Source organism: Variovorax sp. V213 (genome assembly GCF_041154455.1).
Classification (GTDB): domain Bacteria; phylum Pseudomonadota; class Gammaproteobacteria; order Burkholderiales; family Burkholderiaceae_C; genus Variovorax.
In genome coordinates, this window is the sequence record NZ_AP028664.1 from 3,965,545 (window position 1) to 3,977,647 (window position 12,103).

Annotated in this window: 14 protein-coding genes; 12 read left to right on the forward strand and 2 right to left on the reverse strand. The window is 66.8% G+C overall.

Features of this window, described 5'->3' with window-relative positions:
• Positions 1 to 17 precede the first annotated feature (17 nt).
• From ACAM55_RS18845 to ACAM55_RS18855, 3 genes are read left to right on the forward strand one after another with little or no spacing between them, the layout of a single operon-like run.
• Entirely contained in the window at positions 18 to 1,031 is a 1,014-nt protein-coding gene (locus tag ACAM55_RS18845) for an AAA family ATPase (RefSeq protein WP_369653001.1), read from the forward strand.
• Positions 1,012 to 2,001: a DUF58 domain-containing protein gene (locus ACAM55_RS18850; protein ID WP_369653002.1), complete on the forward strand. Its 990-nt coding sequence runs from the start codon at positions 1,012 to 1,014 to the stop codon at positions 1,999 to 2,001. The genes ACAM55_RS18845 and ACAM55_RS18850 overlap by 20 nt, the downstream gene beginning before the upstream one ends.
• The gene (locus ACAM55_RS18855) at positions 1,998 to 3,035 is read left to right on the forward strand and encodes a VWA domain-containing protein (protein WP_369653003.1); all 1,038 of its coding nucleotides are present in this window, start codon (positions 1,998 to 2,000) and stop codon (positions 3,033 to 3,035) included. The genes ACAM55_RS18850 and ACAM55_RS18855 overlap by 4 nt, the downstream gene beginning before the upstream one ends.
• Here the strand turns inward: ACAM55_RS18855 and ACAM55_RS18860 are convergent.
• Positions 3,019 to 3,678 (reverse strand): TetR/AcrR family transcriptional regulator, encoded by a 660-nt coding sequence (locus ACAM55_RS18860; RefSeq protein WP_369653004.1) that lies wholly within the window; start codon positions 3,676 to 3,678, stop codon positions 3,019 to 3,021. The genes ACAM55_RS18855 and ACAM55_RS18860 overlap by 17 nt on opposite strands.
• Before the next feature lie 65 nt (positions 3,679 to 3,743).
• The gene (locus ACAM55_RS18865) at positions 3,744 to 4,346 is read right to left on the reverse strand and encodes a phenylacetic acid degradation protein PaaY (protein ID WP_369653005.1); all 603 of its coding nucleotides are present in this window, start codon (positions 4,344 to 4,346) and stop codon (positions 3,744 to 3,746) included.
• A 149-nt stretch (positions 4,347 to 4,495) separates the two neighbouring features.
• On the opposite strand from ACAM55_RS18865, the gene ACAM55_RS18870 reads away from it, so the two are divergent.
• Genes ACAM55_RS18870 through ACAM55_RS18910 form a run of 9 tightly spaced genes read left to right on the forward strand, consistent with a single transcriptional unit; the run spans position 4,496 to position 12,019 of the window.
• Positions 4,496 to 5,299 carry an enoyl-CoA hydratase-related protein gene (locus ACAM55_RS18870; protein WP_369653006.1) on the forward strand — a complete coding sequence of 268 codons (804 nt, stop codon included), beginning with the start codon at positions 4,496 to 4,498 and terminating at the stop codon, positions 5,297 to 5,299.
• A gap of 3 nt (positions 5,300 to 5,302) precedes the next feature.
• Positions 5,303 to 5,746, forward strand: a complete 444-nt coding sequence (gene paaI, locus ACAM55_RS18875; RefSeq protein ID WP_369653007.1) for a hydroxyphenylacetyl-CoA thioesterase PaaI — start codon at positions 5,303 to 5,305, stop codon at positions 5,744 to 5,746.
• Between the two features lie 12 nt (positions 5,747 to 5,758).
• The gene (gene paaK / locus ACAM55_RS18880) at positions 5,759 to 7,075 is read left to right on the forward strand and encodes a phenylacetate--CoA ligase PaaK (protein ID WP_369653008.1); all 1,317 of its coding nucleotides are present in this window, start codon (positions 5,759 to 5,761) and stop codon (positions 7,073 to 7,075) included.
• Between the two features lie 40 nt (positions 7,076 to 7,115).
• Positions 7,116 to 8,129 carry a 1,2-phenylacetyl-CoA epoxidase subunit PaaA gene (gene paaA, locus ACAM55_RS18885; RefSeq protein ID WP_369653009.1) on the forward strand — a complete coding sequence of 338 codons (1,014 nt, stop codon included), beginning with the start codon at positions 7,116 to 7,118 and terminating at the stop codon, positions 8,127 to 8,129.
• Positions 8,126 to 8,422, forward strand: coding sequence for a 1,2-phenylacetyl-CoA epoxidase subunit PaaB (gene paaB, locus ACAM55_RS18890; protein WP_369653010.1), 297 nt, complete (start codon positions 8,126 to 8,128; stop codon positions 8,420 to 8,422). Before paaA ends, paaB begins: the two co-directional genes overlap by 4 nt.
• A 10-nt stretch (positions 8,423 to 8,432) precedes the next feature.
• Positions 8,433 to 9,215 (forward strand): 1,2-phenylacetyl-CoA epoxidase subunit PaaC, encoded by a 783-nt coding sequence (paaC, locus tag ACAM55_RS18895; RefSeq protein WP_369653011.1) that lies wholly within the window; start codon positions 8,433 to 8,435, stop codon positions 9,213 to 9,215.
• On the forward strand, positions 9,209 to 9,739 hold the full coding sequence (gene paaD / locus ACAM55_RS18900; RefSeq protein ID WP_369653012.1) for a 1,2-phenylacetyl-CoA epoxidase subunit PaaD: 531 nt from the start codon (positions 9,209 to 9,211) through the stop codon (positions 9,737 to 9,739). Before paaC ends, paaD begins: the two co-directional genes overlap by 7 nt.
• A gap of 3 nt (positions 9,740 to 9,742) precedes the next feature.
• The gene (paaE, locus tag ACAM55_RS18905) at positions 9,743 to 10,837 is read left to right on the forward strand and encodes a 1,2-phenylacetyl-CoA epoxidase subunit PaaE (protein WP_369653013.1); all 1,095 of its coding nucleotides are present in this window, start codon (positions 9,743 to 9,745) and stop codon (positions 10,835 to 10,837) included.
• A gap of 36 nt (positions 10,838 to 10,873) precedes the next feature.
• Complete coding sequence (locus tag ACAM55_RS18910) at positions 10,874 to 12,019, forward strand: ABC transporter substrate-binding protein (protein ID WP_369653014.1); 1,146 nt, start codon at positions 10,874 to 10,876, stop codon at positions 12,017 to 12,019.
• The last annotated feature ends 84 nt before the right edge of the window (positions 12,020 to 12,103 follow it).

Sequence of the window (12,103 nt, forward strand, 5' to 3'; positions counted from 1 at the left end):
TCCAGAGAGACCATCGCATGAGCACCGAGACCCCCTTTTCCACGTCTTCCGCCACGGCCGAGCTGATGGAGCAGATCCTCTACGAGGTCAAGCGGGTGGTGGTGGGCCAGGACCGCTTCCTTGAGCGCGTGATGGTCGCCATGCTCGCGGGCGGCCACCTGCTGGTCGAAGGCGTGCCGGGCCTCGCGAAAACGCTCACCGTCAAGACGCTGGCCGACACCGTTCGCGGCCAGTTCAAGCGCATCCAGTTCACGCCCGACCTGGTGCCGGCCGACCTGGTCGGTACGCGCATCTACAACCAGAAGACCGGCGAGTTCAGCACCTCGCTCGGCCCGGTGTTCGCCAACCTGCTGCTGGCCGACGAAATCAACCGCGCACCGGCCAAGGTGCAGAGCGCGCTGCTCGAGGTGATGCAGGAGCGCCAGGTCACCATTGCCGGCGAGACGCACCGGGTGCCGCGGCCCTTTCTGGTCATGGCCACGCAGAACCCCATCGAGACCGAGGGTACCTATCCCCTGCCCGAGGCACAGGTCGACCGCTTCATGATGAAGGTGCTGGTCGACTACCCGAGCGACGAGGAAGAGTTCGTCATCGTCCAGCGCGTGATCGGCCCGCAAGTGGGCGCCAGCCCGGTCGCAACCACCGAACAGCTCGCAGAGCTGCAGGCCGAGGCGCGGCGCGTGTACGTCGACCCTTCGCTCATCCAGTACGCCGTGAAGCTGGTCTCCGCCACGCGCACGCCCGACAAGCACGGCCTGAAGGACATGCGCCGCTTCATCACCTTCGGCGCCAGCCCGCGCGCGAGCATCAGCCTCACCGAAGGCGCACGCGCGCTCGCACTGCTGCGCGGCCGCAGCTATGCCCTGCCCGAAGACATGACGGCGCTGGTGCCCGACGTGCTGCGCCATCGCGTGACGCTTTCCTACGAAGGCTTGTCCGAAGGGCTCACGCCCGACAGCCTGATCGAGAAGATCATGAAAGCCGTCCCCGCTCCTCCCAAACCGCTCGAACATGAAAAGCTGGTGGCGTAAGGCCCCCGCGGCCGCGAACGACGAACGGCTCGTTGCTGAAGCCGGCGGGGCGGACCGCGCGCTGCGCCGGCTCGAATGGACGGTGATCCGCCGCCTGGACGGCCTGCTGCAGGGCGACTACCGCACGCTGATGCGCGGCACCGGGCTCGATCTGGCCGACCTGCGCGAATACCAGCACAACGACGACGTGCGCCACATCGACTGGAACGTGACCGCGCGGCTGCAGACGCCCCACGTGCGTGTCTTCACCGAAGACCGCGAGATGTCCGCGTGGTTCGTGCTCGACCTGAGCCGGTCGGTCGATTTCGGATCCGGCCAGAGGGCCAAGCGCGAAATCTCGGCCGGATTCGTCGGCGTGCTCGCGCGCCTGCTCACGCGCCATGGCAACCGGGTCGGTGCGCTGGTGTACGGCACCGACCTTGAAGCCGTGATCCCGCCACGCAGCGGCCGCCGGCATGTGCTGCACCTGCTGCATGCCATGGAGCGCCGCGCCGACAGGTTCGAGGCCGCGCCCACGCAAAAAGGCATGACGCGGCTGGCCGACCTGCTGAAGTCCGCCGGCATGCTGATGCCGCGCCGCTCCACCGTCTTCGTGGTGTCCGATTTTCTGAGCGAGCCCGGCTGGGAACGCCCACTCGGCCAGCTGGTGCAGCGGCATGAGGTCATTGCCGTGCGCCTGTTCGATCCGCTCGAACTCGATCTGCCCGACCTCGGCCTGGTGCCGCTGCGCGATGCCGAAACCGGCGAGCAGCTCTGGGTCGACACCCATGATGCGGGCTTTCGCAAGCGCTTTGCGCGCCTGGCGGCCGAGCGCGAAGCAACGCTGCGCGCTTCACTCGCAAGGGCGGGCGTCGACGCGCTCGAGCTTTCGACCAGCGACGACCTGGTGGAAGCCATCGTTCGTTTTGCCGACATGCGCAAGCGCCGCACGCGCATCGGCATCAGCGGAGTGAAGGCGGTGGCAGCATGACTTTTCTCTGGCCTCAATTCCTTTGGTTGCTGGCGGCGTTGCCGCTCCTGGTGTTGCTCTACATCTGGCTGATCCGCCGCAAGAAAAAGCTGGCGGTGCGCTATGCGAGCTTGTCGATCGTGCGCGAGGCCATGGGCGCCGGCCAGAGCATACGGCGGCACATCCCGCCCTTCCTGTTCCTGCTGGCCATGGCCGCCATGCTGGTGGCGGCCGCGCGGCCGATGGCCGTGGTGATGCTGCCTTCGAACCAGCAGACCATCATCCTCGCGATGGACGTTTCCGGAAGCATGCGCGCGGCCGACGTGCTGCCCAACCGCCTGGTCGCGGCCCAGGAAGCGGCCAAGACCTTCATCAAGGACCTGCCGCGACACGTGAAAGTGGGCATCGTCGCCTTCGCGGGCAGCGCGCAGGTGGCGCAGTTGCCCACCACCAACCACGACGACCTGATCACCGCCATCGACAGCTTCCAGCTGCAGCGCGCCACGGCCACGGGCAATGCGATCGTGGTGTCGCTCGCCACCCTGTTCCCCGACGCGGGCATCGACGTCTCGCAGTTCAGCGCACCCAGCCGCCAGCGCGGCACGCCCATCGACCAGACCGAGAAGCAGGCCAAGGAATTCACCCCCGTGGCGCCGGGCTCCTACACCTCGGCCGCCATCATCATGCTGACCGACGGCCAGCGCACCACCGGCGTCGATCCGCTCGACGCGGCCAAGGCCGCGGCGGACCGCGGCGTGCGCATCTACACGGTGGGCGTGGGCACGGTCGACGGCGAGACCATCGGTTTCGAAGGCTGGTCGATGCGCGTGCGGCTCGACGAGGAAACGCTCAAGGCCGTGGCCAACAAGACGCAGGCCGAATACTTCTACGCCGGCACCGCCGCCGACCTGAAGAAGGTGTACGAAACGCTGAGCTCGCGGCTCACGGTGGAAAAGAAGGAAACCGAGATCTCTGCGCTCTTCGCGCTCGGCGCGGCCATTCTTACGCTGCTGTCGGCGGGGCTGTCGCTGCTCTGGTTCAACCGGATTCTTTGACCGCGTCCGGCCGGTTGGCCGTCGGCGCAGAATCGGCGCGGGGCGCAGGCGACTTGACGGCGCCGATGCCGCCCAGGAACAGGTCGGCCACGATCGGCGCAATCGACGCATGGTCGAGCCGGCCCCCGGGCTTCATCCACGTGAACATCCAGTTGATCATGCCGAACAGCAGCATGGTCAGCGGCTTCGCGAGGTCGTCGCTCGGAGCGCCGGGGCGCAAGGCGGACACCGCGCGCGCAAAGCCCGCCACCACCTGCCGTTCCTGGTCGAGCACGCGCTCGCGGTCGGCTTCTTCCAGAAAACGCACGTCGTCGGTCAGCACGCGGTGCGCGTCCTGCGCGCCCGCATATTCCTCGACGATGCGGTAGATGAAGCGGCGCAGCCGCTCTTCGTCGGTGTGCGTCGAGGCCTCTTCCTCGGCCACCAGCGCGGCCAGCCGCGAGACGTGGGTCTCGGCAATGCTGATCAGAAGGCTGCTCTTGTCCCTGTAGTAGTGGTAGAGCGTGGCCTTCGAGAGATTGCAGGCCTCGGCCACCTGGTTCATGGAGGTGGCCGGATAGCCGCGGCGCGCGAACAGCTGGGCCGCCTGCGAGAGGATCAGTTCACGCTGGTCGTCGTAGGTGGCGGATCTTCCACGCGGCATCGGGTCCTCTTTCTTCCTTGATAGGCGGTTGCGGGCAACCCTCGATCTTGCATGAAGCGCGCCGGCTAACCGCGCCGGGTCGCAATCAGCGAGCGCACGTCCGTGGCGGGCAGGCGCGGACGGCCCGGCTCCATCTGCGCCAGCGGCGCCACCTCGTGCAGGCTCGCCAGGCTGCGCACGGTCAGCGCCTGGTAGGTCTGCGTGCCTTCGAGCTTCCAGGCAATTTCCTCGTCGCTCAGCATCTTCTTCACCTTGGCCGGAATGCCGGCCACCAATGAGCGCGCCGGCACCTTCATGCCGGCCGGCACGAAGGCGCAGGCCGCGACGATGGCCTGCTCGCCGATCTCGGCCTCGTCCATCACCACTGCGTTCATGCCCACCAGCGCGTCGCGCCGCACGATGCAGCTGTGCAGGATCGCGCCGTGACCGATGTGGCCATTGACCTCGACCACTGTGTCCTGGTCGGGAAAGCCGTGGATGCAGCAATGGTCCTGCACGTTGGAGCCCTCTTCCAGCACGATGCGGCCGAAGTCGCCGCGCAGGCTGGCGCAGGGGCCCACATAACAGCCGGGGCCGACGATCACGTCGCCTATCAGGACAGCGCTCGGGTGCACGTAGGCCGTCGGGTCGACGACGGGAATCACGCCGTCGATGGAGTAGCTGGGCATTGTGTCGGTCTCCTTGGATGCGGGCTCAGGGTTTGCCCTGACGCAACCCGCTTGTGCTGCCATGGAGGACGATCTTAAAATCTACCGTCCGGTCGGTCAATAGTGTTTGCGGGCCGATTCACCCCATTTCAAGGATGAGAGACAAGCCCATGCCAGAACCTTTAGTTCTCGCCAGCGATACCGGCCCTGTCCGCACGTTGAGCCTCAACCGCCCTTCTGCGCTCAACAGCTTCACGACCGAACTGCATGCCGAGTTGATGGCTGCGCTGAACCTCGCCGCGCAGGACGCGAGCGTGCGCTGCCTCGTGCTCACGGGCTCCGGCCGTGGCTTCTGCGCCGGGCAGGACCTGGCCGACTCATCGGTCGCGCCCGACCCCACGCCTGGTGCCGCGCCCAAGGACCTGGGCCACGTCATTTCCACTTACTACGCCCCGCTGGTGGCGCGCCTGCGCTCGATGCCGGCGCCCGTGATCGCAGCCGTCAATGGTGTCGCCGCAGGAGCGGGCGCCAACATCGCGCTGTGTTGCGACCTGGTGGTGGCCGCGCGTTCGGCCAGCTTCATCCAGGCCTTCACCAAGATCGGGCTCGTGCCCGACACCGGCGGCACCTGGCTGCTGCCGCGTCTCGTGGGCTCGGCGCGCGCGCTGGGCATCGCGATGCTGGGCGACAAGCTGCCGGCCGAGGAAGCCGCGCGCATCGGCCTGATCTGGCAATGCGTGGACGACGCGGCACTGGCCGAGACGGCCGCCGCGCTCGCGCTGAAGCTGGCCGGCATGCCGACGCGCGCCCTTGTCGCCACGCGCCAGGCCATGGCCGCCGCCCAGGACATGAACCTCGATGCCGCGCTCGCCGAAGAAGCCCGCATCCAGCGCGAGATGGGCAACGCCAACGACTACCGCGAAGGCGTCGAGGCCTTCCGCGCCAAGCGCGCGCCGATGTTCAAGGACCGCTAGGCCATGACGGACACGACCCGCTCACCCCAGCAAACCGCGGAGTACGTCCGCGACGGCATGTTCGCGAACGACAACGCGAGCAAGGGCCTCGGCATGCGCATCGTCGAGGTCGGACCCGGCCAGGCCACGCTCGAGATGCGCGTGCGCACCGACATGCTCAACGGCCACGCCATCTGCCACGGCGGCTTCATGGCCACGCTGGCCGATTCCACCTTTGCCTTCGCCTGCAATTCGTACGACGAGCTCACGGTGGCCTCGGGCTTCTCGATCGACTTCATTGCACCGGCGCGCGAAGGCGACGTGCTCACCGCGCGCTGCTTCGAGGTTTCGAAAGCCGGCCGCACCGGCGTGTACGACGCCGAAATAACCAACCAGCGCGGCGAACGCATCGCGATGTTTCGCGGCCGCTCCTACACCGCCAAGGGCCGCCCCGCCGTTGCCGCCTGAGGAGACAAGACCATGACAGCCAGACACCCCGCGCCCGGCGAGCTCGAGCCCATCGAAACCGCGAGCCGCGACGAAATCACCGCGCTGCAGATCCGGCGCCTGCGCGCCACGCTGCAGCGCGCCTACGACAACGTGCCGCACTACCGCAAGGCCTTCGATGCCAAGGGCGTGCATCCGGAAGACCTGAAGTCGCTTGCCGACCTGTCGAAGTTTCCGTTCACGGTGAAGAGCGATCTGCGCGACAACTATCCCTTCGGCATGTTCGCCGTGCCGCGCACGCAGGTGGCGCGCATCCATGCGTCGTCGGGCACCACCGGCAAGCCGACCGTGGTCGGCTACACGCTGAAGGACATCGACACCTGGGCCGACCTCGTCGCGCGCTCCATCCGCGCCGCGGGCGGCCGCGCGGGCGACATGATCCACGTGGCCTATGGCTACGGCCTTTTCACCGGCGGCCTCGGCGCGCATTACGGCGCCGAGCGCGCGGGCTGCACGGTCGTTCCGATGTCGGGTGGCCAGACCGAGAAGCAGGTCCAGCTGATACAAGACTTCAAGCCCGACATCATCATGGTCACGCCCAGCTACATGCAGGTGATCATCGAGCAGTTCGAGCGCCAGGGCCTCGATGCGAAAGACAGTTCGCTCAAGATCGGCATCTTCGGCGCCGAGCCGTGGACCGAAGCCATGCGCCGCGACATCGAAGGCAAGGCCGGCATCGATGCGGTCGACATCTACGGCCTCTCCGAAGTGATGGGCCCGGGCGTGGCCAGCGAATGCGTCGAGAGCAAGGACGGCCCGGTGATCTGGGAAGACCATTTCTACCCCGAGATCATCGACCCCGACACCGGCGAGCCGAAGGCCGACGGCGAAGAAGGCGAACTGGTCTTCACCTCGCTCAGCAAGGAGGCCATGCCCATCGTGCGCTATCGCACGCGCGACCTCACGCGCCTCTTGCCGCCCACCTCGCGCGCCTTCAGGCGCATGGGCAAGATCGTCGGGCGCAGCGACGACATGATGATCATCCGCGGCGTCAATGTCTTTCCCACGCAGGTGGAAGAAATCGTGCTCGCGCACGAGCGCCTGTCGGGCATCTACCAGGTGCATGTGCGCCGCGACGGCCTGCTCGACGAGGTCGAGGTGCACTGCGAGCTCGACCACCGCAACGCCGCCATCGACGAAGCCGAACGCAAGGCCATCGCCGCATGGGTGCAGGAACGCGTGAAGACGCTGGTCGGCATCTCGACCAGGGTGCACGTGTTCGACCCCGATTCCATCGAACGCACACAGACCGGCAAGGCCCGCCGCGTGATCGACACGCGTCCGCGCTGAGCGGGCGCGGTTTCAAACCCTCTTTGCAAAGGACACGCACATGTACACCCAGGCCATGGACACCACGGGCAAGGACGCAGGCGACGACGGCAAGAAGAAAGCCGTGCGCTCGGCCGAGGAAATGCGGCTCGAGGAGCGTTTCGACGCCCACATCGACGCCGGCGATTTCATCGAAGCGAAAGACTGGATGCCCGAGCACTACCGCAAGACGCTGGTGCGGCAGATCAGCCAGCACGCGCATTCCGAGATCGTCGGCATGCTGCCCGAAGGCAACTGGATCGGCCGCGCGCCCACGCTCAAGCGCAAGGCCATCCTGCTGGCGAAGGTGCAGGACGAAGGCGGCCACGGGCTCTACCTGTATGCCGCCGCCGAGACGCTCGGCACTTCGCGCGACCAGATGTTCGACGCGCTGCACACCGGCAAGGCCAAGTACAGCTCGATCTTCAACTACCCCACGCTGACCTGGGCCGACATGGGCACCATCGGCTGGCTGGTGGACGGCGCGGCCATCATGAACCAGGTGCCGATCTGCCGCTGCTCGTATGCGCCGTATGCGCGCGCCATGATCCGCATCTGCCGCGAGGAGAGCTTTCACCAGCGCCAGGGTTATGAAGCGCTGCTGACCATGATGACCCACGGCACCGAGGCGCAGAAGGCAATGGTGCAGGACGCAGTCAACCGCTGGTGGTGGCCCTCGATCATGATGTTCGGCCCGCCCGACGACCAGTCGCCCAACTCGGCGCAGTCGATGCGCTGGGGCATCAAGCGCTTCAGCAACGACGAGCTGCGCCAGAAATTCATCGACGCCGCCGTCGAGCAGGCGCGCATCCTCGGCGTGACCTTGCCCGACCCCGACCTGAAATGGAATGAAGAGCGCCAGGCGCACGACTTCGGCGCGATCGACTGGAGCGAGTTCTGGCGCGTGATCGGTGGCGACGGCCCCTGCAACCGCGAGCGCCTGCAAGCCCGCGTCGACGCATGGGAAGAAGGCGCGTGGGTACGCGAGGCCGCCATGGCCCACGCGAACAAGCAACAGACGAAGGAAGCCGCATGACCACCGATACGAAACAGGAATGGCCGCTCTGGGAAGTGTTCGTCCGCAGCAAGGCCGGGCTCGACCACAAGCATTGCGGCAGCCTGCATGCGGCCGATCCGAAGATGGCGATCCAGATGGCGCGCGACGTGTACACGCGCCGCCAGGAAGGCAGCAGCATCTGGGTGGTGCGCTCGGACCAGATCGTGGCCAGCGACCCGCGCGACAAGGACATGTTCTTCGATCCTGCGGAGGACAAGGTGTATCGCCATCCGACGTTCTATTCGTTGCCCAAGTCCGTGGATCACATGTGAGCGGCACGCCATGCAACAAGCATCCATCGAACTGAACCGCACGCCCGCCGTGCAATACCTGCTGCGCATAGGCGACACCTGCCTGGTGCTCGCGCAGCGCCTCGGCGAATGGTGCGGCCACGCACCCGTGCTGGAAGAAGACATTGCGATGACCAACATCGCGCTCGACCTCGTCGGACAGGCGCGCGCACTGCTCACGCACGCCGGCAAGCTCGAAGGCGCTGGCCGCGAGCACGACGAAGACCAGCTCGCCTACCTGCGCGACGAGCGCGACTACTTCAACCTCACGCTGGTCGAGCTGCCGCGCGGCGACTTCGCCTTTGCCGTGGTGCGCAACACCATGGTCGCCACGCTGCTCAAGCTGCTGTGGCAACGCCTCGCAGCATCGAGCGATGCCGAGGTGGCCGCCATCGCCGGCAAGGCCTTGAAGGAAGCGCGCTACCACCAGCAGCACTCGGGCGACTGGGTGGCGCGGCTCGGCGACGGCACCGACGAATCGCGCCGCCGCACCGAGCGTGCGCTGAAACAGCTCTGGCTCTACGTGCCCGAACTGTTCGAAGGCGATGCAGTCGATGCAGAAGCCAGCGCAACAGGCCTCGGCCCCGCGTGGAGCGAGCTGCGCGAGCCCTGGTTCGCCGAGATGCAACTGGTGCTCGACGCCGCCGAGCTCGAGATGCCGAAGGAAACCGCCTTCCGCAGCACCGGCAAGCAGGGCGTTCACACCGAACACATGGGCTACATCCTGGCCGAGATGCAGCACCTGCAGCGCTCTTACCCCGGGGGTGTGTGGTGAACGCGGTCGCATCACGCGTCGACGCGGCGTGGGCCGTGCTGCACACCGTGCTCGATCCGGAGGTGCCGGCCGTGTCGGTCTGCGACTTGGGCATCGTGCGCGAGGTGATCGAACATGACGACGGGCTGGAGATCGTGCTCACGCCCACCTACTCGGGCTGCCCCGCGACGGAAGCCATCGAGCACGACGTGCTCGCCGCCATCGGGAGCGCCGGCCTTGGCCGCGCACGCGCCACCTTGCGCCGCGCGCCGGCCTGGAGCAGCGACTGGATCAGCGAAGAAGGCCGCGCCAAGCTCAAGGCCTACGGCATCGCGCCGCCCGCCCACCTCACCCCCGAAGCGGCCGCCGGCACCGCGATGCCCATCCGCCTCTTCGGCCGCATCGCCGGCGGCGAACGCATTGCCTGCCCGCGCTGCGCGAGCGAACGCACAGAGCGCCTGTCCGCCTTCGGCTCCACCGCATGCAAGGCGCTCTACCGCTGCATGGCCTGCCGCGAACCCTTCGAACATTTCAAACCGATCTAGGCGATGAGCACCCTCTTCCACCCACTGCGCGTGAAGGCTGTCGAGCCCGACACCCCGGAGGCCGTCGTCGTCTCGTTCGAGGTGCCGCCCGAGCTTCGTGAAGTCTTCGGCTTCACGCAGGGCCAGTACCTCACATTGCGCCGCGACATCGACGGGCAGGATCTGCGCCGCTCGTACTCGATCTGCGCCGGCCTGGACGACGGGGAGCTGCGCGTGGGCGTGCGCAAGGTGCGGGACGGCGTGTTCTCCAACTGGATCAACGCGCACCTTCGGCCCGGCGACACGGTGCAGGTGATGGCGCCCCAAGGCCGCTTCTTCGTGCCGATCGAGCCGGCTGCCGCACGCCATCACGTCGGCATCGCGGGCGGCAGCGGCATCACGCCGATCCTGTCGATCATGAAGACCGTGCTGGCGCGCGAACCCAGGAGCCGCTTCACGCTGATCTACGGCAACCGCCAGTTGCAGTCCACGATGTTCAAGGAAGAGATCGAGGACCTGAAGAACCGCTACATGACGCGCCTCGAGCTGCAGCACGTGTTCTCCGACGAGCACACCGATTCGCCGCTGGGCTTCGGCGTGATGAACCGCGAGAAGATCGGCGAGTTCCTCAACACGCTGGTGCCGGCCGCAAGCATCGACCATGTCTACATCTGCGGCCCGTTTCAGATGAACGACGAAGCCGAGGCGGCGCTGCTCGCCGCGGGCGTGCCCGAAGAGCGCATTCACATCGAGCGCTTCGGCGTTGCCTTGCCTTCTGCCGCATTGACCGGCGAGGTCGGCGCGGTGGTGCACGAGGCCCTGCCCGGCGACGCCAAGCAGGCGCGCATCACCATCGTGCGCGATGGCCTGCAGCGCGAGATCACTTTCACCGAAGGGCAGCCGAGCATCCTCGATGCGGCTTCCGCGGCCGGGCTCGAAGTGCCCTTCTCTTGCACCTCCGGCGTGTGCGGCACCTGCCGCGCCAAGCTCGTGGAGGGGGAAGTCCGCATGGAAAGAAACTTTGCGCTCGACAAGAATGAAGTAGCCGCAGGCTTCGTGCTGACCTGCCAGGCGCACCCCCTCACCGAACGCGTGATCCTGTCCTTCGACGAGCGCTGACCCCCATAACGATTTTTCAACCGGAGACAAACCAAAATGAAATTCTTCAAGCCCTTGCTGATCGCGGCGCTGTGCGCCACCGCCGTTGCCGCATGGGCCGACATCAATGTCGGCGTGACGCTCTCGGCCACCGGTCCGGCCGCCTCGCTCGGCATTCCCGAGAAGAACACCATCGCGCTGATGCCCAAGACCATCGCCGGACAGAAGATCAACTACATCGTGCTCGACGACGCCTCCGACACCACGGCAGCCGTGGCCAACACGCGCAAGCTCATCGCCGAGAACAAGGTCGACATCGTGCTGGGCTCGACCACCACGCCCAACTCGCTCGCGATGATCGACGTGGCGAGCGAAGCCAAGACGCCGATGATTTCGATCGCCGCCTCGGCCCGCATCGTCGAGCCGATGGACGCCAAGAAGCAATGGGTCTTCAAGACGCCGCAGAACGACATCATGATGTCTCTCGCCATTGCCGAGCACATGGCCGCGAACGGCGTGAAGACGGTGGCCTTCATCGGCTTCTCCGATGCGTATGGCGAAGGCTGGTCGCAGGAATTCGCCAAGGCGGCGGAACTGAAGAAGCTCAAGATCGTCGCCAACGAACGCTATGCGCGCACCGACACCTCGGTGACCGGCCAGGCCCTGAAGATCATGGCCGCCAAGGCCGATGCGGTGCTGGTCGCGGGTTCGGGCACCCCGGCCGCACTGCCGCAGAAGACGCTGAAGGAGCGCGGCTACGCCGGCAAGATGTACCAGACCCACGGCGTGGCCAATGCCGACTTCCTTCGCGTTGGCGGCAAGGACGTGGACGGCACCTTCCTGCCGGCCGGGCCCGTGCTGGTGGCCGAGCAGCTGCCGGCCAGCCATCCGGTGAAGAAATCGGCCCTGGCCTACGTCACCGCCTACGAGGGCGCGAACGGCAAGAACACGGTGTCGACCTTTGGCGCACACGCCTGGGACGCGGGCCTCTTGATGACGTCGGCCGTGCCGGTCGCGCTCAAGAAGGCGCAGCCCGGCACGCCCGAATTCCGCGCCGCGCTGCGCGATGCGCTGGAGCAGGTCAAGGATGTGTCAGGCGCTCACGGCGTGTTCAACATGACGGCCAACGACCATCTGGGCTTGGACCAGCGTGCCCGTGTCATGGTGAAGATCGAGAACGGCGCCTGGAAATACCAGCCCTGAACGGTCCCGCGCCCTCCCCTTCCGGGGGGAAGGAGCAACACAACGCCCGGCTGAAAACACAGGCGCCGGACACGGATTCGACAC